Annotated in this window: 22 protein-coding genes and 1 pseudogene; 19 read left to right on the top strand and 4 right to left on the bottom strand. The window is 52.8% G+C overall.

The features are described 5' to 3' along the window. Position 1 precedes the first annotated feature (1 nt). The 4 genes from NST04_RS21370 to NST04_RS21355 all read left to right on the top strand — a co-directional run bounded on the left by NST04_RS21370 (position 2) and on the right by NST04_RS21355 (position 3,936). Entirely contained in the window at positions 2 to 1,090 is a 1,089-nt protein-coding gene (locus tag NST04_RS21370) for a DUF58 domain-containing protein (protein WP_341186052.1), read from the top strand. Next, positions 1,087 to 2,418, top strand: coding sequence for a hypothetical protein (locus NST04_RS21365; protein ID WP_341186051.1), 1,332 nt, complete (start codon positions 1,087 to 1,089; stop codon positions 2,416 to 2,418). The genes NST04_RS21370 and NST04_RS21365 overlap by 4 nt, the downstream gene beginning before the upstream one ends. A gap of 43 nt (positions 2,419 to 2,461) precedes the next feature. Further along, on the top strand, positions 2,462 to 2,869 hold the full coding sequence (locus NST04_RS21360; protein WP_341186050.1) for a MerR family transcriptional regulator: 408 nt from the start codon (positions 2,462 to 2,464) through the stop codon (positions 2,867 to 2,869). Between the two features lie 101 nt (positions 2,870 to 2,970). Beyond that, complete coding sequence (locus NST04_RS21355; RefSeq protein ID WP_341186049.1) at positions 2,971 to 3,936, top strand: alpha/beta hydrolase; 966 nt, start codon at positions 2,971 to 2,973, stop codon at positions 3,934 to 3,936. A 45-nt stretch (positions 3,937 to 3,981) separates the two neighbouring features. Here the strand turns inward: NST04_RS21355 and NST04_RS21350 are convergent, their stop codons facing one another. From NST04_RS21350 to NST04_RS21340, 3 genes are all read right to left on the bottom strand, one after another. Beyond that, entirely contained in the window at positions 3,982 to 4,308 is a 327-nt protein-coding gene (locus tag NST04_RS21350; RefSeq protein ID WP_341186048.1) for an AzlD domain-containing protein, read from the bottom strand. Beyond that, on the bottom strand, positions 4,299 to 5,063 hold the full coding sequence (locus NST04_RS21345) for an AzlC family ABC transporter permease (protein ID WP_341186047.1): 765 nt from the start codon (positions 5,061 to 5,063) through the stop codon (positions 4,299 to 4,301). Before NST04_RS21345 ends, NST04_RS21350 begins: the two co-directional genes overlap by 10 nt. A 557-nt stretch (positions 5,064 to 5,620) precedes the next feature. After that, the gene (locus NST04_RS21340; protein WP_341186046.1) at positions 5,621 to 7,684 is read right to left on the bottom strand and encodes a beta-galactosidase; all 2,064 of its coding nucleotides are present in this window, start codon (positions 7,682 to 7,684) and stop codon (positions 5,621 to 5,623) included. 144 nt (positions 7,685 to 7,828) lie between these two features. On the opposite strand from NST04_RS21340, the gene NST04_RS21335 reads away from it, so the two are divergent. The 5 genes and pseudogenes from NST04_RS21335 to NST04_RS21315 all read left to right on the top strand — a co-directional run bounded on the left by NST04_RS21335 (position 7,829) and on the right by NST04_RS21315 (position 14,938). Continuing rightward, positions 7,829 to 8,662 (top strand): helix-turn-helix transcriptional regulator, encoded by an 834-nt coding sequence (locus NST04_RS21335; RefSeq protein WP_341186045.1) that lies wholly within the window; start codon positions 7,829 to 7,831, stop codon positions 8,660 to 8,662. A gap of 184 nt (positions 8,663 to 8,846) precedes the next feature. After that, positions 8,847 to 11,456 carry a hypothetical protein gene (locus NST04_RS21330; protein WP_341186044.1) on the top strand — a complete coding sequence of 870 codons (2,610 nt, stop codon included), beginning with the start codon at positions 8,847 to 8,849 and terminating at the stop codon, positions 11,454 to 11,456. 54 nt (positions 11,457 to 11,510) lie between these two features. Then, positions 11,511 to 12,197 (top strand): annotated as a pseudogene (locus tag NST04_RS21325) (ABC transporter ATP-binding protein); the annotation flags it as partial. A gap of 224 nt (positions 12,198 to 12,421) precedes the next feature. Then, positions 12,422 to 13,810 (top strand): ABC transporter permease, encoded by a 1,389-nt coding sequence (locus NST04_RS21320; RefSeq protein ID WP_341186043.1) that lies wholly within the window; start codon positions 12,422 to 12,424, stop codon positions 13,808 to 13,810. 27 nt (positions 13,811 to 13,837) lie between these two features. Next, a complete protein-coding gene (locus NST04_RS21315) occupies positions 13,838 to 14,938 on the top strand; it encodes an efflux RND transporter periplasmic adaptor subunit (protein ID WP_341186042.1) in 1,101 nt (366 codons plus the stop codon). Between the two features lie 103 nt (positions 14,939 to 15,041). Here NST04_RS21315 and nagZ read toward each other — a convergent pair whose 3' ends face one another. Further along, positions 15,042 to 16,382 (bottom strand): beta-N-acetylhexosaminidase, encoded by a 1,341-nt coding sequence (gene nagZ / locus NST04_RS21310; RefSeq protein WP_341186041.1) that lies wholly within the window; start codon positions 16,380 to 16,382, stop codon positions 15,042 to 15,044. A gap of 115 nt (positions 16,383 to 16,497) precedes the next feature. Here nagZ and NST04_RS21305 point away from each other — a divergent pair, with 115 nt between their 5' ends. From NST04_RS21305 to NST04_RS21260, 10 genes are all read left to right on the top strand, one after another. Beyond that, the gene (locus tag NST04_RS21305) at positions 16,498 to 17,001 is read left to right on the top strand and encodes a ferritin (protein WP_036694058.1); all 504 of its coding nucleotides are present in this window, start codon (positions 16,498 to 16,500) and stop codon (positions 16,999 to 17,001) included. Positions 17,002 to 17,380: 379 nt separating this feature from the next. Further along, positions 17,381 to 18,244, top strand: a complete 864-nt coding sequence (locus NST04_RS21300; protein ID WP_341186040.1) for a cation diffusion facilitator family transporter — start codon at positions 17,381 to 17,383, stop codon at positions 18,242 to 18,244. 194 nt (positions 18,245 to 18,438) lie between these two features. Next, on the top strand, positions 18,439 to 19,344 hold the full coding sequence (locus tag NST04_RS21295) for an NUDIX hydrolase (RefSeq protein ID WP_341186039.1): 906 nt from the start codon (positions 18,439 to 18,441) through the stop codon (positions 19,342 to 19,344). A gap of 120 nt (positions 19,345 to 19,464) precedes the next feature. Beyond that, on the top strand, positions 19,465 to 19,878 hold the full coding sequence (locus tag NST04_RS21290) for a bacteriohemerythrin (protein ID WP_341186038.1): 414 nt from the start codon (positions 19,465 to 19,467) through the stop codon (positions 19,876 to 19,878). Between the two features lie 164 nt (positions 19,879 to 20,042). Continuing rightward, positions 20,043 to 20,864 carry an Rpn family recombination-promoting nuclease/putative transposase gene (locus NST04_RS21285; protein ID WP_341186037.1) on the top strand — a complete coding sequence of 274 codons (822 nt, stop codon included), beginning with the start codon at positions 20,043 to 20,045 and terminating at the stop codon, positions 20,862 to 20,864. A 245-nt stretch (positions 20,865 to 21,109) separates the two neighbouring features. Beyond that, positions 21,110 to 22,300: a metallophosphoesterase gene (locus NST04_RS21280; protein ID WP_341186812.1), complete on the top strand. Its 1,191-nt coding sequence runs from the start codon at positions 21,110 to 21,112 to the stop codon at positions 22,298 to 22,300. 273 nt (positions 22,301 to 22,573) lie between these two features. Further along, positions 22,574 to 23,017 carry a MarR family winged helix-turn-helix transcriptional regulator gene (locus NST04_RS21275; RefSeq protein ID WP_341186036.1) on the top strand — a complete coding sequence of 148 codons (444 nt, stop codon included), beginning with the start codon at positions 22,574 to 22,576 and terminating at the stop codon, positions 23,015 to 23,017. 98 nt (positions 23,018 to 23,115) lie between these two features. After that, positions 23,116 to 23,931, top strand: a complete 816-nt coding sequence (locus NST04_RS21270; RefSeq protein ID WP_341186035.1) for an SDR family oxidoreductase — start codon at positions 23,116 to 23,118, stop codon at positions 23,929 to 23,931. Between the two features lie 37 nt (positions 23,932 to 23,968). Next, a complete protein-coding gene (locus NST04_RS21265) occupies positions 23,969 to 24,646 on the top strand; it encodes a response regulator transcription factor (protein WP_341186034.1) in 678 nt (225 codons plus the stop codon). Beyond that, on the top strand, positions 24,643 to 26,031 hold the full coding sequence (locus NST04_RS21260) for a sensor histidine kinase (protein ID WP_341186033.1): 1,389 nt from the start codon (positions 24,643 to 24,645) through the stop codon (positions 26,029 to 26,031). Before NST04_RS21265 ends, NST04_RS21260 begins: the two co-directional genes overlap by 4 nt. The last annotated feature ends 126 nt before the right edge of the window (positions 26,032 to 26,157 follow it).

Raw genomic sequence — 26,157 nt, 5'->3', positions numbered from 1 at the left:
CATGTCGCTGCCGTGGTTCATAGCAAGCACGTTCATTCTGCTGGTCCTGATCTCGCTGATCTATGACCGGAATGCACTGAAGAAGGTCAGCTATACCCGTTATTTCTCTGCCAAAGCGGTGTACGCCGGAGAACAGGTCGAGATGGTTGAGGAGATTATGAACAAGAAGCTGCTGCCGCTGCCATGGCTGCGGCTGGAATCCAGCATAGCCAAGGGGCTTGAATTCGGTAACCAGGAGAATCTGGGCATCAGCAGTGGAGAGATTTCCCAGAATCATGTCAGCTTATTCTTCCTGAGATCTTTCCGCCATATCAAACGGCGCCATAATATCACCTGCAGGGAGCGGGGGCTGTTCGTCCTGGAGACGGCAACCATGACTACCGGCGATCTGTTCGGACTGAGCCGCAGCGCCAAGACCTTCCCGCTTCATCTGGAACTGCTGGTCTACCCCGGATTGCTGCGTTTCCATGACCTTCCGTTGCCGGTTCACAGCTGGCTTGGAGAGCTGCCGGTCAAGCGCTGGATCGTCGAAGATCCGTTCCTGACCGCCGGTACAAGAGAGTACAGCGCGGGGGATTCCCTGGCGAGCATTAACTGGAAAGCGACCGCCCGGACGGGAAGTATGCAGGTGCATAAGAAGGATTACACCGCCGATTCCCGGCTGGTCATCTGCCTGAACGTAGAGACCAGTGAGTCCATGTGGAGAACGGTTACCGACGTACAGCGCATAGAACTGGGTATCCGCTATGCGGCAACAATAGCCGAGTATGCGATCAGCCACGGGATTGAGGTCCGGCTGCTCAGCAATGGAAGACTGGACGGGAGCGGGGCAAGAGATTCGGTGGACACCTGGTCCATTGCCCATACCGAGGAGTTCCTTGGCCTGCTGGCCAGACTGAATCTGGACCGGACTGTGCCGATGAGCAGGCTGATGGAGATTGAAGCGGACAAGGGTGAGGGAGATATGGATTATCTGATCATTACCTGCCACCGGGGGGCAGAGCTGCAGCTGGCTGCATCAGGGTTAAGCTTCCTTGGGAACGGTGTAGAGTGGCTGGATATTCCGGCAGAAGGGGGCGGTGAGCTATGAATTCCCGAATCCCGGATGCCTTCAAAGAAAATTTCGCCATATGGATGTCAGCCCTCATCGAATGGCTGCTGCTGCTCCCCGTATGGCTGGTACTCCAGACTTATTTCCAGCCGGAGGCCGAGGCGCTGCGCTGGATCTATCTGCTGCCGGTACTGGCCGCAGCTGGTGTACTGCTGCGGAAGATATGCAACCGCCGCTGGAAGCAGCTGCTGGCGGCGCTGGTTCTCGGAGCTATTACAGTTGCTTTAACCGGTACGCTGACACTTATGGGCCTTCCGCTGGCAGCCGGAGCGGCAGTGTCTGCCTTCCTTGGTATGACGGCAGCCACACGGGGGAACCGGCTGTGGCTGTATATCAGCGGGATTATCCTTTATTTTGTCGCTTCGATTGTCTTCTCGCGCATACCCGGTCTCCAGCCGAGTGCAGCGGTGCTCACCTGGAGCGGCAGCTTATGCCTGATCCTGGCACTGCTGGCTACGAACAGCACACACCTGCGGTATAGCTCTTTGAACGAAGGTGCAGGAAATTTGCCACAAGGACTTCGGAGGCATAACCGGATGTTCGTGGCCGGTTTCATTATCCTGGCCGCACTGCTTGCGGCGGGGGGCGGTAAGGCGGTAGGAATGCTGCTATGGAATATGACGCGGGCATTCTTCGCCTGGCTCAGCCGGCTATCCTCCGGTTCCGAGGAGGCACCGCCAGCAGAAGCACCGCCTGAGGCCATCCCTCCCATGCCTGCAGCGGAGCCGGGTGAACCGGGCTTGCTGTCGATGATTCTAAATATAGGCTTCTATATTCTAGGAGCGGCAGCTATTCTTGCGGTACTCTATTTTATCCTGCGTTGGTTATACAGAAATACAGGAGGCATCCTGCGCAGAGCGATGGACAGGCTGTTGTCCCTGCTGCGCAGAGAGACGCCAGCGGCTTCGGGGTATCAGGATGAGGAGACCAGCCTGTTCAACTGGGAGCAGACTGTTCAGGACTTCCGCCAGTACGTGCGTTCCAAGCTGACACCAGCCAGCCGCCGGGACCGCTGGGAGGGGATGGACGGAAGCCGCGAGCGCATCCGTTGGCTCTACCGGCACTGGCTGCGGGCCAGACATGCGGAAGGGTATGAAATGAAGCCTTACCTGACCCCGCAGGAGACAGCTGCGGATGTAGCCGCCTGGTCGCAAGGCAGGAAACGTTCGATCAAGCACCCCGGCAGCGATCAAGCTGTCCACAGCCGCCTGCTCGGCCTATATCATAAGGCCCGATATACCGAGGAGGAGCTGCCTGAACTTACTGACGCTGAGGCGGCAGCGCTTAAGGAGCAGTTGAAGCTGTAGCCGAATCATTACATTCAGCGAATATTGGGAAGGAGCAGCAGCTGTGACCACTTATCTGCGCGGTGAGCTGGCTAAAGAGGCTCAGATTAATATGGAGACGCTCAGGTTCTATGAGAAGAAGGGGCTGATCCCGCTGCCGCAGCGTTCAGCAGGCGGGTATCGGCTGTATCCGGAGGAGACGCTCCTCCGGATTGCTTTTATCCGTAATGCCAAGAACTGCGGGTTCACGCTTCAGGAGATCAAGAAGGCACTCGTTAAATCTGCCGACCGAAGCATTGGAATTGGTGATTTCGTCCAAGTCATTGAGCGGAAGATCGCCGCTGTCGATCTGGAGATTGCCCGGAGGAACGAGACACGCAGCCAGCTTGAAGCGTTAAAGTCCGGCCTTCTGTCTCAAGACAGGCACCCGGGCGTGCAGGATACGCTTGCTATGTTGAACATGAATGATTAATCCGCTGCCACCTGTTAATCGGAGGAATTGCCGCTTGACTCTGTACATAGCTACAGGGTTTATAGTAGGGGCATCTCAGGATAACAGGAGGAATTACATGTATGTTGTATCCGAGCAGCACCCCGATTGAACAGTTGCAGGCCATTTCAGCCTATCTCAAAAGCAATAATAATTACTCTGGAAGAACGGTGCAGGAGATCCGGGCTGCGGCTGCGGAAGCTTCCAGGCAAATCCCCTTACTTGAAGGTGTGAAGGTTGAACCGGTTGGAACGGAGACTTTCAGCGGAGAGTGGGTCCGGGCGCAGGGAGAGAGTCGGCAATGTGCCGGGCATCCGCAACCCGCAGATAACAAGGTAATTCTATATTTTCACGGCGGAGGGTTCGTATCCGGCAGCTGCGAGATTTATAGAGATCTGGCATCCCGCCTCTCTCAAGCAGCTGGGGGAATTGCCGTCTTAACGGTGGAGTACCGGCTTGCACCGGAGTTCTGCTATCCGGCAGCCAATGAAGATTGCCTGGCAGCTTACCACTGGCTACTGGAACGGGGCATTCATGCCGGGAATATCATAGTCTGCGGAGATTCTGCCGGAGCCACGCTTGCGCTGATGACCTTAATAACGCTGCGGGAACAGGGGGACAAGCTCCCTGCTGGTGCATGCCTGCTATCTCCCCATGCCGATCTTGTCCATTTGGACGGAGAGTCTTACGACAGCCGTGCAGGTGTGGACCCGACAGGAAGCCGGAATGCCAATCAGAGAATGCTTGAGGAATATATGGGGGACTTTGGCGGTACGTGGCCTGCAATTTTGTCACCGCTAAGAATGGATCTCCGGGACTTGCCGCCCCTGTTCATACAGGCGGGAGATCATGAGGTGTTGCTTAGTGATGCAGAGCGCTTGGCCGAACAGGCAAGGGCGGCGGGCAATACTGTAGAGCTCCAGATCTGGGAGAACATGTGGTGCGTCTTTCAGCTGATGGCTGCCATGCTTCCGGAAGCTCAGCAGGCCATCGGGAATATAGGCAGCTTCATTAAGAGAGTATTGCAGCTGGAGTGCAGGCAAGATTAGCGCACGTGGTCTGAAAGTGATCGTACGGCGTACCAGTCAACAGAGTCAGAACAGCAGACGCAGTAGCATCAGCGTCACAATACCGGTTATTACAGTGGCCAGCAGACTGCGGGTCTTGATGGCTACCCAGAAGGTGGGGAGGGCGGCGATTAGCTCCACATTGGTGGACAGGACTGCGAACCTGCCGCCGGTTACGAGCAGCTCTTGGGCAACCAGAGCAGCCATGACTGCAATCGGCACATAGCTCAGCCAGCGCATGCCCCATTCCGGGATCGTGATCCGGCTTAGCAGCATCAGCGGAAGGACACGCGGAATGAAGGTAACGAACGCGGCTCCGAGAATGATTATAGCAATATCAAGTCTTATTTCCATTGTTCCATCACTACTCCAATCGTTGAGGCTACCAGCGCGGCAGCTATGACACCCATACTGGGTGACCACAGCACAGAGACGAGCACGGCCACCGCAGCAGCTGCTATTCCGACAGTGATATCCAGTCTATACTTGCGCCGTCCCATAATGGTCAGGACCAGCAGTCCGATGAACATAGCCGGAAGGGCGAAATCCAGTCCCCACTTCTCGGGGCTGGATATCCATTGACCGAGAATAGCGCCGGCGATATTGGCCAGGAACCAGTTCAGATAAGCGGTAATATTCAAGCCGTGCATCCATCTCTCGCTGATTTGCTTCCTTGCGGCACTCTTCTGAATGGCTACGCCGAAGGTCTCATCGGTGAGCAATGAGCCGATCAGCAGGTTGCGCAGCGGGGTCAGATGCCGGAAGTACGGCGACAATGCTGCGCTTAACAGCAGATGACGCAGGTTAACCAGCAGAATCGTAATGACAATCCCGGAGGCGCTGCTCCCGGCGGCAATCATACCAGCGGCAATAAACTGGGCCGAACCGGCATACAGGATAATTGAGATCATGGCGATTTCGGCAAGGGTCAGCCCCGCTGTTTTCTCCACAACGCCTGCGGCGAACCCTATACTGAGATAACCGAGCAGAGTGGGGAGGCAGTCCTTGACCCCTTGCCAGAACGTATCGCTGCTCTCCGGCACACTTGTGCTATCTGTAACCAGGCTGCCACCGGATAGCGGCTCCTGATGAATGGATTCTGGCTTCATAGGTATGCTCCTTCCGGGTAATGGAATAATGACTAGAACAGAGATAGCTTGAAAACTGTAAAAAATGAACCTCAGGGGTGTTAAAGTCTGAGAATGAACATTGAGCTGCTATTATGACGATCCTGCCCCGTCTGCCGTCTGCTACTCTTACATATAAGTATGTGATTGTATTTTATACAATAGAAAATGCATAGCTGACCGTGAAATGAGATTCTATTGTATTTCATACAGTAGAATGTTGTGTTTTGGATGAAAAATAGCCCTTTCTCAACATTCAATTGTACAGAATACAGTAGATTCTATTTCAAAGTCTTTTTTACAGTATTCTAATGTACAAAATGCAGTTGCTATCACTCCAGCGCCAACATACAGCATACGAATGACTGCTGCGGGATTAGCACTGGCTCATTAAGGTCCGGTAATAAATACATTGTATTAATATCTAATAATTCATAGCGAATTGCAAGGGAATATTAGCTGTAACTGTAAAAACTGTGAAAAGGGTTCCGCCGTCCGCAGAGCGATCTGCGGCAGCGGAACCCTTTTGGAGTTCTTGGTTATTTCAAGACGAGTACGCCGAACCCTTCCATCGTATAGCTCCCCGACAGGGTCTGGCCGCTTAAGAGATCCGTCTTGGCTGTCTTAAGCACAATCTGTGCCGGTTCTTCGCTGTAGTTGAGCAGGAAGGCGACACCTGTAGAGGCGTCTTCGCTTGTGGAGCGAATCTGCAATTCAACCTCTGGCGGCAGCTCCGCCCAATCTGCGGCTGGCGAGACCAGATCCAGGCTGCCAAGCATCTGCAGCACAGCAGGCTCATTGAACACGGCGCCGTAATACCACACTTCGCCTTGGCCCCGGGTGTTACGGGTTACTGCCGGTTTGCCGGCATAGTAGTCGGTCGCATAGGTTGCCATAACCTCTACACTGTCCTCTTCCACCTGCAGGATGTCATTGAAGGCATCTGCACCGGTCAGCGCCTCAGGATCATGGTTCCAGCGGATGGAGGTAGGCTTGCGCGTTCCTTTGACCAGCGTGAATTCTTCAACCGTTACCCCGCACAACTCCTGTGCCGCTCCGGGAAAAGGCCGCATGTAGCATTGTCCGGTAATATCCTTATAGCCTGTGCGGCAGCCGAAGACGAGCTTCCCGCCTTGCTGTACATACTGGTCCAGCAGGGCCGCTGTATCATCGGTCATAATCGCCGGATGCGGGTAGACCAGCACCTCATAACGGGCAAGCTCTGCAAGGGTTGTATGGCTGCGCAGGTATAGAACGTCATTCGGAATATGCTTCCGCTGCAGAGCCTTGAACCATTCCTTGTTGCTCTGCCACATGAACGGGCCGTGCCAGACATCATATTCCCCGTCCCACTCATTGTCATAATCACGTACGATTGCAACGCTCGCCTGCGTCCGGCTGCCGATGAACTGCTGCCCGATGCTTGCCAGCTCGCGTCCGATCTGCTCCGCTTCTCTCACCCGCCGGTTAGGCTGGTTATGGTAGTCGTTCAAGCCATGCCAATAGATCTCATTGCCCATCGTGGCGGTCCGCCAGCGGAAATAGAGCAGCATGTCAGCGCCGTGGGCGACGGACTGGTACGTCCAGAGCCGCATTTGTCCCGGCTTCGGTGAAGGCATGTCCAGCCGGTTGACCCAGCCTCCCGGACCGGATTGCTGCTCCATGACACAGAAGTTGCTGCTGACCGAACGTACAGCCGACAGGGACAATCCCCAGCCGCGGTCAAGCATCGGGTTCACCTCTGCCGGATCGAAGCCGATGGTGGAGAACTGCGGGTACGAGTCATAGCTGAAGAAATCCAGCAGCTCGTCATTCAGCTCATGGCTGTCCAGATGCCCGAACAGACCGTTCGTGGTAACCCACTGGTTAGGGGCTAATTTCCGCAGGATATCTGCCTGGATTTTGGCGAAATAGATGGTGTTATCAGAGATAAAGCGCTTCTCATCCAGAGCCTGGTGAGGGTTCGGCTGGTTCGGTGAAGGGGTAGGCCGGGTGAGGCAGACCTGTGACCAGCTCGTATAGGTCTGATTCCAGAACACCGTGCCCCAAGCCTGATTAAGCTTGTCCAGGGTGACATACTTGTCCTGAAGCCAAAGGCGGAAGGCCTGATGATCACTCTCCGAGTAGAATACATTGATCTCACAGTTCAGCTCGTTGTCAATCTGCCAGCCGACAACACCCGGATGATTGCCGTAATGTTCAGCGAGCTTCGTTACGATTCGGGCACAGAGCTCGCGGTATTTGGGACTGCTGTAATTGTAATGGCGGCGCATGCCGTGCTGTAGCGTCACACCTTCATAAGTAACATTGAGAGCCTCAGGGTACTTCTCGGTAAGCCAGGCAGGCGGAGTGGCCGTAGGCGTTCCCAGAATAACCTTCAGCCCGTGGCTGTGAGCCATATCGACCGCACGGTCAAACAGATCATATTGAAACACGCCTTCTTCCGGTTCAAAAATGGACCAGGCGAACTCAGCAAGACGTACAATAGTGAATCCGGTTTCAACCATACGGCGGTAATCGTCAGCCCACATGGATTCAGGCCAGTGCTCGGGATAATAGCAGACGCCCAGTTCAAATCGTTCTGCTGCAACAGGTTTCTTCATCATAACCTCCAAGTGTAAAAATATGCTTTATTTAAGCTACCAATCTATTGTATTATCAGCAGTGTATACACTTATATAACAGAATATTGCTATTATATCATTATATTGCGTGCTTGAGTCAGCGCAGAGCAGGAGGAAATTCACATGAGAAAGCACTGGGTTCTGCCGCAGCCCGCTTATGCCCACTATGTATGTTATCCGGAGATGCTGGGGCATTACAGCGACTTCCCGGAGCATGCAGAGCGCAGAAGCGAGGGGTTCCTGAACAGCTATAATCTCCACATGGTTTTCGGTGGGGAAGGGTATGTATTTCAGGGAGGGGAGCGGATATCCATGAGGCGGGGCAGCGGGTTTCTTTTTCCCAGAGGGGCTTATCAGCAGTACGGTTCTGATCCCGGAGCCGCCTGGGATGTGCGCTGGATGCACTTCGCCACGGCGATGCCTCTGACTATGCTGGAGGAAGCGGATCAGTCACGCGGCTACTTCTTCAACTTCGATCCCGCCAGCGGCTATGAAGCGCTCTTCGAGGAAATGTACCGGCTCAGCGCAGGCTATGAGACCCGGAGTGAACCCCGTCTCTCTACACTGCTCTATGAGATACTGGTTACGCTGATGCAGAACTCCGAACCGCTTCACGGCTCCGTTCCGCTGGGGATCCGGCATTCCATCCGGCTTACCGCCGACAGGATCTACAGTGAGTGTGAGCGGCCCTGGACGCTGGAGTCCATGGCCAGCCTTGCCGGTTATAGCAGCTACCATTTTCTCCGCCTGTTCCGCAGCATTATGGGCAAGACGCCGAACCGGTATTTAAGCGATTGCCGGATGGCCCGGGCCAAGCTGCTGCTGGCATCCACCAAGCTGTCTGTTGCGCAAATTGCGCTGCAGAGCGGTTTTCAGCAATCCAGTTATTTCATCAAGGTGTTTAGACAGTTAGAAGGGATGCCGCCGAACCAATACGGACGTTCCTTCAACTCATAGAATCAAGCTTTTTTAGGACCAAGTATCAAGAAAGTTTGTTACATTTATGGCAGTATTCTCGCCGCGATAGTCTTGGTTGTGTGACAGAAAGTTACAAATGGCAACAAAGGGTTACAAAGTGGATACAAATTCCACGCGCCGAGCAACTATACTATTGCTAGTAAATACATCTGGAGGGAAATAAATGAGAAAGTATAGAGTTACATATGCTGCATTGCTGGTGAGTTCGCTCGTTGCCGGCCAGGTGGCTGGCAGTATCACTGCGCCTGCTGCACATGCAGCCCCGGCGGCGAAGCCTCCCGCAGTATCCGCTCCGGCGGCATTCAAGTTCAATTCCGTTCCCATGGGTGCCGGAGTGACCGCAGTACTGGAGAATATCAACATATGGAGCCAGCCTGGCGGGAGCATTTTGTCATACACACTTAAATATACAAATTCCGGGAATTCAAGCGCCAGCTTAATGCACTATTTCTCACGTGTGGTCACTCCGGGAGGGTCAGTGCTTCCGGGGAATCCCTTAGGTGCGGATGCCCTGAAGAAGAAAGTCGGCGCCAAAGAAAGCCTTAGCGTGACCTATTATGTAAATGTGGGACAAACCTCCTCTTTGCAGGGGATCAAAATCTCGATGCTGGTCTGGGATGCCAAGACGAAAGGGTATCTGAAGCAGACGGGATCTTTTGGAGTGCCCGCTAATTATTCAACAACGGCTCCAGTTGGAACAAGCTTAAGTACAATCATGAACGACATTCCTGTCGCAGCCAGCGCAGACTCTCTCCAGCTCTATAAATACAGCGGCAAGGTCTATGCCAAAGTAGGAGTCAGTCTAACCAATAAGGGCAATAAAGTCCTCAGTGATCCGGGCTATTCGGCGTATCTGGTATCTGCCAGCGGCACTTCTTTCGAGCTGGCGCTGAGCGGCACACAGGCGGATTACAGTATTCAGCCGCAGGAGAAGCGGAGCATTTATTACATTACCGAAATCCCGGCCTATCTCAAAACAGATAATATGAAGCTGCAATTCACGAAGAAGGATGAGACCGCGAAGCTGGAGCTGGCTAAGTCCTCTTATAAGCTGCCGGCAGCAAGCTCGCCTAATCTGGTAGTGGGCAGCGGTGTAGTCAAAAAGATAGTAGTCAATAACAACACAGTAGACACGCTGCTCCGCAACGCTAATGTGTACGCACAGGATGCAGATGCGGTATGGACGTTCCAGATGCAGCTTAAGAATACCGGCAACAAGGCGGTAACCCTGCCAAGCTACGACCTGGCGGTCAAATCGGTCAAGGGTAAGGTTTTTCCGGTGAATTCCAAAGGTGTAAGCGGAGTAACCCTCAAACCGCTAGAGACCAAAATTGTTCCGCTTACGGTCCGCATCCCGCTTGAAGTCGATCAATCCGGATTGCAGCTTATGATGATAGAGTCGGTAGGCGCTGAGAGCATCAGTGCACCAGAACCGGGCGGAACCGGCGAGTCCACCGGAAATACAGGGAATACCGGCACTCCGTCCACTGCAGCTCCTGCAACACCGACTGCCAAAATGATTTTCCCGGTAGCCTACTTCGTCATTCCATATGCATTACGTACGGAAGTCACGTCCGGCCAGGAGTATATGACCACGAATTCATACGGCTCCTTCTCGTACAGCATAGTGTCTCTGCAGCGCTATCCTTGGAGAGATGATGATATCCTGGCTGCCAAATTGAGAATCACTAATACCCAGAACGTGTCTCTTACGCTGCCTGAGCTGAAGGGAACCATTAAGTTGGATAAAGAAAGTCTGCCCGTGACTACCGAGCTGTATATGGACAATAAGGATTCTTCTGTTCTTGCGCCAGGGAAGTCAGTGGAGCTGTATGTACTCGGTAAAATTGCCTATACCTCAGAGTTCCAGGATATGCGGATTGCCCTGAACGGCACACAGAATTCAGAGACCGTCCCGTTCATGGATGTCAGCATCAGTAACTCGATTAACAGTATTCCGACCATCGAGAAGGGCAAGAGCTACATCATTAGCGGCAAAGGCAAAACGGCCAGTGTCGAGGAGAACCGGACTACGATCTATCAAGGGGAAAGCCACAATCTGGTATACACAGAGCTCTATCTGAGCAGTGAAGAGAAAAGACAGAGCAAAATGGCCCGTCTCCAGGCTTACTATAAGACCAAGGACGGCCAATATTTCGAAGCAGGCACCAGCCAGTCGGAGAACAGCGCATCTCCGGGCGCCAAGCAGCTCGTGGTCTTATGGGCCAAGGTGCCCAAGGCTACGGATCTCGCGGATGTCTCGCTTTACCTAGGTTCCGGTATCAAAGAAGGCAAGCTGATCGAGGCCAAGGAAGAAGCGACCGGATTCGTCAATGTGGCTGCGCTTCAGCTGAATCCGCAGGCTAACGTACCGAAGAATACGCTGGAATCAACGGTACTATATCCTTATACGATTTCTGTCCTGACCTCTCAAGGCAAGCGGATGAAGTCATCCGATACCCTGGATATCACGATGAACTACAGCCTGAGAAAGGATAACCTGTACGATGCAGGTGTGCTGGAGCATAAGCTGATTCTGCAGATTACCGATCCGTTCGGCATCGCTACCGAGAAGGTTCTTACCCTGGGCACAGACCTGATTGAAGGGACGAATAACCAGTATTCCTTCTCTCTCAGCAGACCCGTGTACAAGACGATGGACGGCGGAGCTTATAAGTTAGCCTTCTATGATGAATTCCAGGGTGAACGTCTGTTGCTGGGCAGCCAGGCCTTCGGAGTCACTAACGTGGTTCCGAACAAGACAGAGGAATAATTGTCATTCACTCCACTAAAACATTCTTGTATTTTTAAAAAAGGAGCAGCTTCCATGTTGCGTGTTGAAGATATTACGCATTCGTACAAAAGCGGTAATGAATGGACCTCCGTTCTTCATAAAATCAATTTCGCTGTCAAAAAGGGAGAAATGGTTGCTCTGCTGGGCAGCTCAGGCTCCGGGAAGTCAACGCTCCTCAACCTGATGGCCGGCCTGATGAAGCCCACAGAAGGTCATATCTATATTGCTGATCAGGACATTGTGAAAATGGGTGAGAATAAGCTTGCCGAGTTCCGCCGCAAGAATATCGGATTCATCTTTCAGGCGTATGAGCTGATTACCAGCCTGACGGTCCGTGAGAACGTGGAGCTGCCGCTGGTCTTCCAGTCGGTCTCTCCGAGGGCCCGTAAGGCTAAGGCGCTTGCACTGCTGGAGCAGGTAGGGATTCCCGACAAGGCGGATCTCTTCCCCTCACAGCTCTCCGGAGGACAGCAGCAGCGGGTCAGTATCGCCCGGTCACTCATCACAGAGCCGTCGGTCATTTTCGCCGATGAACCGACGGGGAATCTGGATTCCAAGACCGAGGAGGAGATTATCGGCATTCTGCTGAACCTGAACCGGACGATGAAGACGACATTTATTGTCGTAACTCATGAATATAAGGTGGCTGAACAAATGCAGCGGATTTTTACGCTGAAGGACGGATTCCTGGTTACTGAATCGCAGACAGCACCGCAAGCAGAGACGGAACCGCAGATTGAGCTGCAAAAAGAAGTACAGGTTGAAGAGCAAATTGCTGAGGAAGCTGAACCGCAGACCATGGTAGAGGTTGAAGAACAATTAGCTGCAGGAGCTGAACAGGAAGCTGTAGAGCCGCAGACAGCAGCAGCGGATGAAGATCCGCCGGCTGAGGAACCTGAACACCAGACCGCTGCGGAAGCTGATCCTGCAGAGGGAGGGAAGCCGTGAAGATCAGAGACATTTCACGGATGGCCTGGGAACAGGTCAAACGGCGCAAGGTGGTTACGGGTCTGTGTATGACCGGGATATCTATCGGCTGCGCAGCCATTATTGTGGCCCTGAGCGTAGGCCAGTCTGCACAGGTCTATGTTACCGAACAGGTGAATGCCAACTTCAAAATGGATGAGATTATGGTCTCACCGGGCGGAGGGCCGCCAGACATCGGCAAGGGAGCCAGTGCAGGCGGCTCGGGAGAGGTGAATGAGAAGCTCGACCCCGGCAAGCTGACCGATCAGAAGCTGAAGATTATCCAGGGGCTGAATCATGTGAAGGCGGCATCGCCTTTTCATCAGGCAGGATATCTGCAGATGGTAACCATTGATAATAAGATTTCCGATGTTCAGGTCATTGTCGCCGATTTACAGAAGCTGACGGCGTACGACCACAAGTTCAAGCAGGGAGGGGCGAATGGCCAGCCCGGATCAATTGTGCTCAATCACGGGGCTACACTGGGCCTGATTGACCTGGAGACCCGGACGAAGCTGTTCGATCAGATGAGTGCGGATCCGTTCAACCAGGAGCTGTACCAGCAATATGACAAAATGGCCACTGTGCCTACTGAACTGTACCGCAAGCAGGTCCAAATTCAGGCTCAGGATTACAGTTCTACATCACCGGTGTTCAAGCTTAGCTCCCCCCTGCAGATCTCCGGAATTCTGGCGCTTCCCAAGGGTATGGACGAACTGCGGTCATCCTATGAGAAGATTATGTATATGTCTCCCGAGACCGCACAGCAGCTCTCCAAGGAGCTTGTATTCGATAATTCCACCACCAGTGTGCTAACTCTCCCGCCGGAGGGCAGCTATAATTCGATTACAGTCAAGGTGGACGATGTGGCGAACATCAAGCCGGTGGAGCAGATGATTCAGAAGCTGTCGCTGAACGCTCAAGACAATCTGTTCCAGCAGGAGATGCTGAAGGAACAATTCGATATGATCAAAATGGCGGCGCTCGGCATCGGGGTATTCATCCTGATCATCGCCTCCATCTCGATCATAGTGGCCATGACCATGTCCACCCATCAACGGCGGCGCCAGATTGGGATTATGAAGGTCCTCGGGGCCAACATGGGACAGATCCGCAATATGTTCATTACCGAAGCTGCACTTCTGGGGCTGCTCGGGGGCATGCTGGGGGTTGCTTTCTCCTATTTGATTGTCATGGCGCTCAACAAGCTGGTAGGCAGTGCAGGGGACGGGATGAATTTCTTCATTCCAACTATGAATCTGCCGATCGGCATCTCCTTTGCCATTATGACCGGTGTGCTGTCGGGGATCTATCCGGCGATCAGCGCCTCCAGAACCGATGCATTAACCGCTATTAAACGAGACTAACCCTAAGCTAGAAAGGAAGCCGAAACGATGAAGAGGACTCTAAAGAAGAGCCTGAAATGGATCATAATCTTAGGTATTATCGGAACTGCCGGTTATTTCGGATATACCAAATTCTTCAAGGCTGAAGAGACCGCTGATCTCCCGCCTGAACCGATGCAGGTAATCAGCTTCCCGGTAACGGAAGAGACGTTAACCAGCTCCGTGCAGATCAAAGGCAGATCGCAATACCAGAAGGAGACGCTGGTGTATGCCCCCTTTGCTTCCAAGGTGACTGCCTGGAAGGTGGAGAACGGGGCACAGGTGAAGAAGGGGCAGGTGCTTTTCACCCTGGATCAGAGCACACTCCGTAATGAGATTGCCACGGCGGAGGCAACCGCCCGCAAGGCGAAGCTGGAAGGGGAACTGAATGCTTTTGTCGCGCAGCAGGAGGATGATTCCACTACCCCGGCCGGAACAGAAGCGGAACGGCTGAAGGCCTTGGCTGCCCAGGAAACTGCCCGTCTGAGCGATGAGCTGAACCAGGTGAATGCCGAGATTCAAGCCAAAGAGCTTGCGGAGAAGAAGGCGAAGCTGAACACTGCGGTATACCATGCACCGGAGAACGGTATCTTCCTCTTCGACAGCAGTGCAGAACGTCCGCAGACCGTCACCGACAATCAGTACATCGGCAAGATTGTGGACACGAACAAGGTAGAGTTCATAGCACAGGTCGGGGAACAGGATATTTTCCGCATCAAAAAAGGCATGAAGGTGAAGGTGAAGATGACCGCTGTCAAAGATCTGGTCCTGGACGGAGAGGTAACCGGAGTGGCCAAATTCGCTACAACGACTACCGGACAGAACACAGCGGGCCAGCTTCCGCAATTCGAGGTGGTCATCTCCATGCAGCCGGACGAGCATTTGATGGGCGGCCTTAGCCTGAGCGGAGACGTCGAGACCTCTCGCAAAGAGAAGGCAGTAGTTGTATCCAATATCGCAGTCATTCGTGAAGGGGATCTGGCCTTTGTTATGGTGGACAAAGGAAACGGACAGTACGAACGCAAAGAGATCAAGACCGGAATGGAAACGACTGATAAAACAGAGGTGCTGTCGGGACTGAAGGCAGGAGACACCGTGGTTCTGCAGTAGACAGCAGTAGTTGACAGCAGTTGAAACAGTTGAAAGCCCCAAACCCTGATCCCGGGGTTGGGGCTTTTCTGCGGTTTGTGGCCTGTGTGGAGGGCAGCAGTTGTCACTTCCGTATGAACGGCTTGCGCCAAGTCTGGATGTCACTGTTCAGTCCGGCGAGATCAGGTAAGGGCACCGCTTCGTCCGTTAACTGATACTTGTCCTTCAGCGCCAAAATACGGTAGACACTTTCGTCAATCCGTGCTTCGGAGATGGTGCCGTTCCTGACACTGTCCAGGAGTGCGGCGCGTACAGCTTGCTCGTTCTTGTATTCATGGGCAACCAGCAGGATATCGCTGCCAGCCAATACGGATTCTATTGCCGCAACAGGGAGGCTGTAATTCTTAATAATCGCCCCCATAGTCATGTCATCCGTAATGACTACCCCTTCGTATCCCATCTGTCCTCGCAGCTGCTGGCTGATAATAACTTGGGACAGGGAGGCGGGTTTGTCCGGGTCGAGCTTTGGATAAAGAATATGAGCCACCATTACGGCATCGGCCTTCTCGCGGATCGCTGCCTGGAATGGCAGCCATTCCAGTTCTGCCAGCTGGGTCTCTGTCTTGTTGATCACAGGCAGCTCCAGGTGCGAGTCTACCGAGGTATCGCCATGGCCTGGATAATGCTTGACCACGGGAATGACGCCTGCGCGCTCAAGCCCCTTCATCTCGGCAATGCCTAGCCGGGTGACCAGCTCTGCGCTGCTGCCGAAGGAACGGTCACCAATTACCGGATTATCCGGGTTGCTGTTGATATCGAGCACCGGCGCGAAGTCCATATTGAAGCCGGAGGATTTCACCGCCCGTCCGAGCAGCTCGCCCATCGTTCCGGCAGCTGTGGCATCATCTCCGCTGCCGACAGCAGCGTTCGAAGGGAAGGTGGCGTAGTCCTCAGGAAGACGGCTGACCTTGCCGCCCTCCTGATCGACACTCATGAACAGCGGCGCGGGATTTCCTGCGTTGCTCTGCTTCAGGGCGTTGGTCAGCTGCACCAGCTCCTTCAGGCTGCCGACATTATTAGAATACAGAATGATTCCGCCCACCTTATCTTCGGCAATCATCTTCCGCGCTTCAGCACCTGCTGTTTTGCCTTGGACGCCGACCAGCAGCATCTGGCCGATCTTCTCCTCCAGGGTCATTCCGGAGAGCTTCCGGGAGACGGGGTCAGGAGTGACCGAAGCCTCAGGTGATGGTGTCGCTTCTGCTTCGGTTGCTGCTGGTGTCTGTACGGCGGCCGGAGAAGCTGCTGACGCAGCAGGGGTGGAGCCGGTATTGGTACTAACCTGTGCGGAATTTCCATTCCCCTCACAGCCGCTTGCCAGAAGCAGGCAGGCGGAGGCGGCGAGCGGGAGGAGAGAGTGGCGGAGTGGATTATTGTTTATCTTCTGAAGGCTGAACCATTTCATCGCGGGAATCTTCCTTTCGATTGCGGTTTGGCGGATAAGAATGATAGAATGAACAAGACATTACATAAGAACTGCATCAAGCATAATCAATACTATAGGATGAGGTGACCTGTCAATGAAAGAGCAATTAATGAATACGCTTAATGAACAAATGAATTTCGAATTCTATTCTGCGCATGTCTATCTTGCGATGGCTGCGTACTGTTCCGGTGAGAGCCTGGACGGATTCGCCAATTTCTTTTTGGTGCAGGCTGAAGAAGAACGGTTCCATGCCATGAAGATCTACAAATTCCTGAATGACCGTGATTACCGGGCAACCCTTGCGGCAATGCCTGAACCGAACAATGAGTATAGCTCCATGCTGGATGCGTTCGAGCATGCCTTCGCGCATGAGCAGCAGAATACGAAGAAGTTCTATCATCTGGCGGATCTGGCACTGGATGAACGGGAGCATGCGACGATCTATTTCCTGAAATGGTTCATTGATGAGCAGGTGGAAGAAGAGGCGCTCTTCAGCAACATTATCGCCAAGCTCAAACGGATCGAAACCGACAGCAATGCCTTCTATATGCTGGATGCAGAATTTGCAGCACGTTCGTTCACTCCTCCAGCGGAGTAGCAGACAGCCAGTGTAAGCGATCGTACGTAAGCTCAGCGGCATTCTCCTGAAGAGGGGAAGCCGCTTTTTTTGTGCAAATAGAAGAATTTATACGGTACCATTCTTTAAAAGTACGGCAAAGCCGTTTCCACTTGGCCGGCTTAGGATCTCCATATAGTTAGACTACGTTTTACGGGAAAAGTTACATGGCCTGTCAGCAGCAGATGAGCTGCAAAGTTGAACAAGGGCAAAGAATGTTGGGGGCCGCAACTTACTTCCGGGCTTCCAACTCTATTTAGCGGGGTTAACTCTTGCGCTGTCCGGCAACACTGTTTCTCTAGACCCACCCGTAAGCCAGCGTGTAGTATGGAACAATACTAATCTTTGGAGGTCCTTTTTCTTGGAAAATTACAGCGATATCAAACAAAGTGAAAAAGGAGCATGGCTAAGTCTATTAGCATACATACTCTTATCTGCCGTCAAATTATTCATAGGAACGGTGTCAGGCTCTCAGGCACTGCTTGCGGACGGGCTGAATAACAGCACCGACATTATTGCTTCCCTGGCCATTCTGACCGGGCTTAGGATTTCCCGCAGACCCCCGGATTCCAACCATAGCTATGGTCATTTCAGAGCAGAGACAGTTGCCGCACTGGTCGCCTCTTTTATCATGATTGCTGTAGGCTTCCAAGTGCTCTATCAGGGTGTGAACAAATTCATTCAGCCTGTGCTGGAGACCCCTGATCTGATTGCCGCGTGGACGGCTGCTGCCTGTGCTGTGGTTATGATCGCAGTCTACCGTTACAACATCAGGCTTGCCCGCAACCTGAACAGCAATGCAATGCATGCAGTGGCGCAGGATAACCGTTCGGATGCGCTGGTCAGCATGGGGGCCTTCGTCGGCATTATCGGCTCACAGTTCGGCATACCTTGGTTAGATCCGCTCACAGCCACGATTGTCGGACTGCTGATCTGCAAGACGGCCTGGGATATTTTCCGCAAAGCTACACATGACCTCACCGACGGCTTCGATGCCGGTAAGCTGGAACTGATGAAGCAGACAGTGGCGGAGATCGAAGGGGTGGAGTCGATTAAGGATATCAAGGCCCGTATTCACGGCAATAATGTACTTGTGGATACTACAGTGCTGGTGGATTCCAATCTGAATGTAGTGCAGAGCCACGATATTACGGAGGAGATCGAAGATCAGCTTAAGGACCGTCATCAGGTCTCTACCGTACTTGTCCATATCGAACCGATGTGATCAACAGGTGTGCAATAAGAATAGGTTACATGAATTGCCTTGCTTTCGGGTGGGGCAATTTTTTGTTTTTTAAGTATGGACAAAATGGTGCTTTCTCCCGGCAGACTTGCCCGCATTCCATTAACATGTATATAATATCAATATGTTATTAACAACCGATTCCTATTAATTGATTCAAGACAAGGAGAATATCCATGCCAAATCAACCGGTCACTGACTTCAACGGCTTAAACGAGGAGCAATTCCTGAAAAATTATAATGCCGGCAACTACGAGCGTCCGTCCGTCACCGTCGATATGCTGATCTTCACCGTAATGGAACAGGAGCAAAATAACTACCGCAAGCTGGCGGAGAAGTCCTTGCAGCTGTTGCTGATTCAGCGCGGGGAGCATCCTTTTCTGGGACAATGGGCCTTGCCGGGAGGATTCGTAGGGATTAACGAGAGTGTAGAGGAAGCCGCCCGCCGGGAGCTGTACAGCGAGACGAATATCGATAATATCTATATGGAGCAATTATATACGTGGGGCGATGTGGAGCGTGATCCGCGGATGCGGGTCATCAGCTGTTCTTATATGGCACTGGTGGACCGCAAGTCGCTGAAGGTTCAGGCCGGGGATGATGCCGCCGCAGCCGGTTGGTTCGACGTCTCGTACAACATCCTGGAGACCCGCCGCGAGGTGCTGGAGCAGGACGTCCGTCAGGAGACACTGGTGGAGATTATACTGGAGAGTGAGCAGGAGAAGCTAAGCGGGGTGGTCAAGCTTACGGAGACTATTCAGGGGCATGTCCGCCAGGTCAGCCGTGAGATCGTGCGCAGCGCGGGGTTTTCTTTTGACCATCTGCTCATGGTGCAGTATGCCATCGAACGTCTGCGAGGCAAGGCGGAATATACGGATATCATCTTCAATCTCATGCCGCCGCTGTTCACCTTGTCCGAGCTGCAGCGTGTGTATGAGATCATCCTTGGTAAGGAGCTGCTCGCTGCCGCCTTCCGCCGCAAAATCGCAGAGCGGGTCATTGAGACGGATCAGAGCACCCGGGATGCCGGACACCGTCCCTCGAAGCTGTACCGGTATAACCGGGAATGGAATTTATTTTGAGATCACCCTCCTGTCCGGCAACGCCGCCCTGTGATGTTCTTAATAGAACTTTCATAGGGAAAAGCAGACAATTAGTTATATTTTGACTATTGCATTTATGGCAAAGGACAGGGTGAACCTATGATTAGCTGGAAGGATTCGTATGATATCGGAGTAGAGAAGATTGACTGTCAGCACAGACAGCTGCTGGTGAAGCTGAATGATTTTTTCGATGCGTGCAGCAACCAGCAGGGCAAAGAGAAGATCGAAGAAACGCTGAAGTTCCTCAAGGACTATACCGTGGAGCATTTCGGAAGTGAAGAGCAGCTGATGAAGAATATCGACTTCCCGGAGCTGACGGAGCATCAGAAGACGCACGCTGAATTCGTGCAGACGGTGATGGAACTGGAGGAGACTGTTAAGACCAAGGGCGTATCCGTATTATCCACGATCAAGCTGAACCGGACACTGACGGACTGGCTGATTAATCATATTCACAAATGCGATAAGCTCATCGGTGAATGCATCGCGGCTAAGGGGAACCGGGCGGTCTAACTTAACAAAGGAAACTTGGAGATGCCGTGAGGCATTTTCTTTTTTTATGATTCAGCTCTTAAGCGGAAAAAGGGTAACGTTACTTGTTCAAAGACTTGAAGTATGTTTAATCAGAAAGGATAAAATGTTATACTGAAAATAATCAGGAATGGAGTGAGAGGCTCATGCTTGAACTGCTTGATCCGCGGGTAGATGTTATTTTTAAACGAATTTTCGGCAGTGAGCATAATAAGGATGTACTGCTGGCTTTTCTGAACAGCACATTCCGCGAGGCGGGAGAACCCCCTCTGACTGAGATTGTCTTGCTTAATCCTTACACGGAACCTGATAGTCCGAACGATAAGCAATCGATTATGGACATTAAGGCCAAGACGGCGAAGGGCGAGCTTTTAAATATTGAAATGCAGTTATTTAACCCTTATCATATGGAAAAACGTACGCTATTCTATTGGTCTGAAATGTATTATCATCAGATTCCTAAAGGCGGAAATTACAATACGTTGAAGAAATGTGTGACTATTAATATACTGAATTATTCTTGTCTGCCTAATGACCGTTATCATAATGTATTTCATCTTCGGGAGGACCGTACAGGAATTCCGCTGCTGGATGATATTGAAATTCATGTGATTGAGCTGACCAAGCTGAGTGAACATGCGGTAGAGCTCGAAGAAGGCGGGCTGGTGAACTGGCTGCTGTTTCTAAAGGGAGTCGATCAATCCAATTGGGAGGTGCTGACCATGAAAGAGCCGATGCTGAAAAAAGCGATGGACACGCTAGAGTTTCTAAGTCAGGACGCGGCAGCGCGAATGGCTTATGATGCCCGAATGAAGGCGCTGAGCGATGAGCATTCCCGTATTGAAGGAGCCAAGGCTGAAAATAGCAAAGAAATTGCTATTAAACTTCTGGATCGCGGCATAGACCTGCAAACTATTTCCGAAGCCACCGGCTTATCGGTTGAAGACATTAAGGGACTGAGACAATAAGCAAAAGCGAAGGGTCTAATTCAGCTGGTTGCACACAGTTACACACTACTAACTACGCATCACTAATTTAAGCATTCCATGGACGGCAGCCGTAGGGCTGTCTTTCTTTTTTCTTTTTTGTCCAATGGGAACTCAGGTTTATCACAGGTTGACGGCACAGTTTATACCTGGTGAATACTTTGTGTTATGATTTGAAGTAGATAGGATAGAAACTTACTTTAAGGGAGTGGAATGAAGTGAAAAATATGCGGATGCTGGCCGGGGCTGCGGTCATGGTGCTGGTGCTTGGACTGGTGAACGTCTACATTGGATGGCATCTGTCCATATTGCTCCAGGCATGGCTGCCGGGGATGAATACTGCTGCGTACTGGACTGTCTTTCTTGTCATTTCCTTCTCTTATATGATTGGCCGGGTGCCGCTGCCGCAGGCGCTCAGACCGGTAGGCCGGTTGTTCAAGGTGATCGGCTCTTATTATCTGGCTTGTATGGAGTTCGCTGTGATCATGCTGCCGCTGACCGATCTGCTCTATGGTGTGCTGGCGCTCGCAGGCGCGAATCTCTCCGCATTCGTGACGGAAGCCGGGACTACAGTGCTGGTATTGCTCGCCGTCTTCCTGATCTGGGGATCGCGCAATGCCTGGAGTACTGTGGTGCGGACCCACCGGCTTAAGGTGGACAAATCCATCGGAACCAGCGTTCCGCTGACGGTAGCCGTAGCCTCTGACCTCCATCTGGGCAACATTGTCGGCAACCGCCATCTGCGCAGAATGGTCAGGGAGATGAACGCGATGAACCCGGATATCATTCTGCTGGCTGGGGATGTGCTGGATGACAGCATTGAGCCTTTTCTCCGCAATGGGATGGAGCAGCAGCTGAAGCAGCTGAAGGCACGTTATGGGGTCTACGCTGTGCTGGGGAATCACGAATACTACGGCGGTTCGATTGCGCAGTATTCGGAGGTTATGCGGAGTGTTGGCATTCAGGTGCTGCAGGATGAAGTGGTGGAGACTTCGGGAGTCTACGTGGTCGGACGCAAAGACAAGACTGCTGAAGCTATGGAGGCCGGTGGACGGCTCAGCGTAGAAGCTTTACTGGAGGGTCTTGACCGCAGCAAGCCGATTCTGATGATGGACCATCAGCCGACTGGCTTCGGCATCGCTTCAGAGGCTGGAGTAGATGTGCTGCTGTCAGGACATACCCACCGGGGGCAGATTGCACCGAATCACTGGATTACCCGGCGCCTGTTCGAACTGGATTGGGGCTATCTGCTCAAAAACAAGCTGCATGTCATCGTCTCATCCGGCTACGGAACCTGGGGACCGCCGATCAGGCTGGCTAGCCGCTCGGAGCTGATCAAGCTGGAGCTTGTGCTGGATGGCAGCATGAGCTACGGTGAAGAAGCGGTGTCATCTGCGGCTAAGCCTGTCTTAATCTAACAGAATACTGCATCTGGCTGGATTATGAGCCCCCTGTCTTCCCCGTGAAGGACAGGGGGTTTTTCGAAATATAAGAAATTATATGTTTCACACAATAACTTATCCTTCTATTTCTCGCTGAAACGGTACCGTCCTTTAAAAGGACGGCAAAGCCGTTTCCACTTGTATGGATATGGGGAGAGCAGCGCTATGCCTTTGACAATCCTGGCGGAACCTGTTATTCTGTCTGTGAATATAGTTAATCTATTAACTAAATGGAGTTGACCACTGTTCATGGATGATTTGCAAAAGTTTGTGACGGAGCTGCCGCTCGCCAATGAGTTGTTCTTCGCCTTGGTGGAAGCGACAGCAGGAACCGTAGCCGTCTCCGAGAAATACTGGCAGGCGCAGGGGCTTAACGGGGCCAGAATCCGTGTACTCGTGGAGATCGCGAAGCACGGGGGAACGATGTTGCCTTCGCTGCTTGCCGCGAGGATTGGGGTAACCAAGGCCAATATCAGCCTGCTGCTGACTCCGCTGGAAAAGGATGGATATATCACACGGGCTGGTCATGCGCACGATGGGCGTAAGACGGTCATTTCGCTGACGGAAGCAGGCGGGCGCCTGCTTATGGAACAACTGCCGGGGAACCGGGAAGCGGTCGCAGCTGTAATGAACCGGCTGGAGCAAGCGGAGCAGCGTTTGCTGCTGGAGCTGCTGAACAAGCTGGGCGGCTGACAACAGCGGCCGGAAGTCCAAAGATTCTCCGCAGCAACAACTAAGCTTCGAGTTCAAATCTTAAGTGCTGCGTACATTACAGGAGGGAATAATCGTATATGACAATTATGATCACTGGAGCCACCGGACAACTGGGGCGTCTAATTATTGAACAATTACGTCAGCGTCTCCCGGCCGGACAGATTGTTGCCGGAATTAGAAGAATGGAGCAAGCGGCTGATTTCCGGGAGAAGGGGATTGAAGTCCGTTATGCCGATTATGATCAGCCGGCATCACTGGATGAAGCCTTCCGCGGGATTTCCCGGCTGCTGCTCATTTCCAGCTCGCATACAGATGATGAGGTGCGTCTCGCCCAGCATAAGCGTGTTATTGATTCAGCGAAGCGAGGCGGGGTCCGGCATCTGCTTTATACAGGTTTTGCTTTTCCGCAGCATAGTACGGATCGGAGTACTCCAGGGAATGTGCACACTCTGACGGAGCAGGCAATCATAGAGTCCGGTATGGACTATACCTTTTTGCGAAACGGATTGTATATGGACTTTGTAGGAGTACTGGGTCTGAAGGAGGCTATCTCCAGTGGGGTACTGGCTACGGCGCCGGGAGAATGGAGGTTCAATTCGGTAACACGCGCAGACCTGGCTCTGGCTTCGGCTGCTGTGCTTGGGAGTGGGGAGTCCGGCAATCAGGTGTATGAGCTGGCTGCTTCCCGAACCTGGGATTTCGCAGATCTGGCTGAAGTGTTGACTGAGGTTGCCGGGAAGCCTGTTGTCCATGTTCAGGATGCGAGTGTTCAGCACTGGATCTACACTTGGCTCCGCAAGCTGGATACGGCTTCCACCTCCGGGGATTTGGAACGGCTTATGGGCAGACCGGTCACCCCGCTGAGGGACAGTATTCTGCCTTTTATAGTATGATGACATTGATCAGGCAAGCCGGAGGGGGCGTAGGAAATTGAAAAAGATACTGGTAGCCGACGACGATGTTCATATCCGCACGCTGCTGCGGCATGTTCTTACCAGAGAGGGATATCAAGCGATAGAAGCCGGAGACGGGCTGGAAGCGGCGGCACGCATGAAGGAGCAGACAGTGGATCTGGCAGTGGTGGATGTGATGATGCCGCATATGGACGGATTGGAGCTGTGTGCATACATAAGGGAGAACTATGATATTCCCGTCATTCTGCTGACGGCCCGTCAGCAGCTCAGCGATAAGGAGCAGGGGTATCTGCACGGGACGGATGATTATGTGACCAAGCCTTTTGAGCCGGAGGAGCTGCTCTTTCGCATCAAGGCCTTGTTCCGCCGTTATTCCATCGCCTCGGATGACCGGATTCGCCTGAACTCGCTGGTGATCGACCGTAAGAATTACGAGATCACTGACGGGACGGAGGTGCTGCTGCTGCCGGTGAAGGAGTTCGAGCTGCTGGCCCAGCTGGCCCAATATCCGGGACGTCTGTTCACGCGTGGCGAGCTGATTGAGCTGGTCTGGGGAGCGGACTACGAAGGGGACGAGCGGACGGTAGATGTGCATATCAAGCGCCTGCGTCAGCGGTTCAGCGAATACCAGAATGATTTTATCATCCGCACGGTCCGGGGTATTGGCTACAAAGTGGACATGGTGAATTCATGAGATCACTCTATGTACGGATGAGTATCATCTTCTGCTCGGTAATTATGATCAGCAGTGTGCTGGGATTTATGGTCTCCAACCTGTACTATCAGTCCCAAATCAAGCCGAAAAATGATGCTAAGCTGACCCGGATGGCCATAGGTTTGCAGCAGTTCATCGAGGATCACCCGGATTCGGTGGAGGAATATCTCCTGAGTACAGCTTCCCTGGGGTATAAGATGTATCTGGTCAACGCTGACGGGGAAGAACGTTTCTACGGCCTGCCTTTTCGCAAAAATGACCTCAGGGAAGAGGCACTGCACAGTGTGCTGGACGGGGAGATCTACCATGGGGTGGGGAATTTCCCCGGCCAGCTGTTCGTGACAGGCTTCTTCGATAATCAGCTCAGCAATTCCATTGGGGTGCCGGTCCATATTAACGGGGAGACCTATGCCCTGTTCATGCGTCCGGATGCTCAGGTGCAGTTCGGGGAGCTGCGGATCTTTTTTGTCGTGATCATCGGGGTCATTATTCTGCTAAGCCTGTGGTTCATGCTGATTACTGTATTTCATGTGGTGCGGCCGATTACCCGGTTAACTGAAGCCACGCTTAAAATCTCCAAGGGGCGCTACGACATCAAGCTCTACACCGCACGCCGCGACGAGATCGGCCAACTGGCTTCCCACTTCATGACGATGAGCCGCGAGCTGGAGCGCACGAACCGGGCAAGACAGGAGTTTGTCGCCAATGTCTCACATGAGATTGAGTCACCGCTAACCTCCATTCAGGGCTTCGCCCATGCACTACAGGACGGTACTCTGCCGGAAGCCCAGCGTCTGGAGTATCTGTCCATTATCGGGGAGGAGAGCCGGCGGTTGTCCATGCTCAGCACGCAGCTGCTTACCTTGTCCTCACTGGATTATGACGAGCATGCTCTGCAGAAAAGAAGCTTCGATCTGCGCGCCCAGCTGCGTCAGGTGATTCAGATTATGGAGTGGCATCTTACGGAGAAGGAGCTGGCGGTAAGGCTGCATGCCGCAGACATCACGTTTACGGGCGATTCCAATCTGCTCTATCAGGTGTGGATGAATTTGTTGACGAATGCGGTCAAATACACCCCGGTGGGCGGGACCCTCAGCATTGCAGCCCATGTGGAGGGCCAGCAATGTATTGTAACGGTGACCGACAACGGTGCGGGCATTCCGGCAGAGCAGCTGCCGATGATCTTCGACCGGTTCTATAAGGTGGACCAATCGCGGTCCCGTGAGCCGGGTAGCAGCGGGCTGGGGCTGGCCATTGCCCAAAAGATCGTCCAGGCGCATGGCGGAACCATCGAGGTGACGAGCACAGTAGGGGAAGGAACTACGTTCACTGTCACTCTGCCCTGCCACCCTGCCACTATATAGGTTGAACTAATAATTTATAGTTAAGGGAAAAGTGGCGGAGGGGAATTTTGGAACTGGAGGAGCGGTAGCATCCGCCTTTGTCTGCGGATTTCAACCGTTAATAACGGTATAAATCATGAAATTTGC

Origin of the sequence: Paenibacillus sp. FSL H7-0756, from assembly GCF_038006765.1 — a bacterium.
Classification (GTDB): domain Bacteria; phylum Bacillota; class Bacilli; order Paenibacillales; family Paenibacillaceae; genus Paenibacillus_AQ.
Note: the sequence above shows the minus strand (reverse complement) of the source record. Positions and strands in the feature narration are given on the sequence as shown.

What these genes read in the sequence shown, in the direction of transcription:
- NST04_RS21260 (WP_341186033.1), top strand. Translation starts at nt 24,643, where the DNA reads ATGAGATCACTCTATGTACGGATGAGTATCATCTTCTGCTCGGTAATT.
- NST04_RS21315 (WP_341186042.1), top strand. Translation starts at nt 13,838, where the DNA reads ATGAAGAGGACTCTAAAGAAGAGCCTGAAATGGATCATAATCTTAGGT.
- NST04_RS21280 (WP_341186812.1), top strand. Translation starts at nt 21,110, where the DNA reads ATGCGGATGCTGGCCGGGGCTGCGGTCATGGTGCTGGTGCTTGGACTG.
- NST04_RS21355 (WP_341186049.1), top strand. Translation starts at nt 2,971, where the DNA reads ATGTTGTATCCGAGCAGCACCCCGATTGAACAGTTGCAGGCCATTTCA.
- NST04_RS21370 (WP_341186052.1), top strand. Translation starts at nt 2, where the DNA reads ATGTCGCTGCCGTGGTTCATAGCAAGCACGTTCATTCTGCTGGTCCTG.
- NST04_RS21340 (WP_341186046.1), bottom strand. Translation starts at nt 7,684, where the DNA reads ATGAAGAAACCTGTTGCAGCAGAACGATTTGAACTGGGCGTCTGCTAT.
- NST04_RS21285 (WP_341186037.1), top strand. Translation starts at nt 20,043, where the DNA reads ATGCTTGAACTGCTTGATCCGCGGGTAGATGTTATTTTTAAACGAATT.
- NST04_RS21350 (WP_341186048.1), bottom strand. Translation starts at nt 4,308, where the DNA reads ATGGAAATAAGACTTGATATTGCTATAATCATTCTCGGAGCCGCGTTC.
- NST04_RS21345 (WP_341186047.1), bottom strand. Translation starts at nt 5,063, where the DNA reads ATGAAGCCAGAATCCATTCATCAGGAGCCGCTATCCGGTGGCAGCCTG.
- NST04_RS21335 (WP_341186045.1), top strand. Translation starts at nt 7,829, where the DNA reads ATGAGAAAGCACTGGGTTCTGCCGCAGCCCGCTTATGCCCACTATGTA.
- NST04_RS21290 (WP_341186038.1), top strand. Translation starts at nt 19,465, where the DNA reads ATGATTAGCTGGAAGGATTCGTATGATATCGGAGTAGAGAAGATTGAC.
- nagZ (WP_341186041.1), bottom strand. Translation starts at nt 16,382, where the DNA reads ATGAAATGGTTCAGCCTTCAGAAGATAAACAATAATCCACTCCGCCAC.
- NST04_RS21275 (WP_341186036.1), top strand. Translation starts at nt 22,574, where the DNA reads ATGGATGATTTGCAAAAGTTTGTGACGGAGCTGCCGCTCGCCAATGAG.
- NST04_RS21305 (WP_036694058.1), top strand. Translation starts at nt 16,498, where the DNA reads ATGAAAGAGCAATTAATGAATACGCTTAATGAACAAATGAATTTCGAA.
- NST04_RS21270 (WP_341186035.1), top strand. Translation starts at nt 23,116, where the DNA reads ATGACAATTATGATCACTGGAGCCACCGGACAACTGGGGCGTCTAATT.
- NST04_RS21295 (WP_341186039.1), top strand. Translation starts at nt 18,439, where the DNA reads ATGCCAAATCAACCGGTCACTGACTTCAACGGCTTAAACGAGGAGCAA.
- NST04_RS21365 (WP_341186051.1), top strand. Translation starts at nt 1,087, where the DNA reads ATGAATTCCCGAATCCCGGATGCCTTCAAAGAAAATTTCGCCATATGG.
- NST04_RS21330 (WP_341186044.1), top strand. Translation starts at nt 8,847, where the DNA reads ATGAGAAAGTATAGAGTTACATATGCTGCATTGCTGGTGAGTTCGCTC.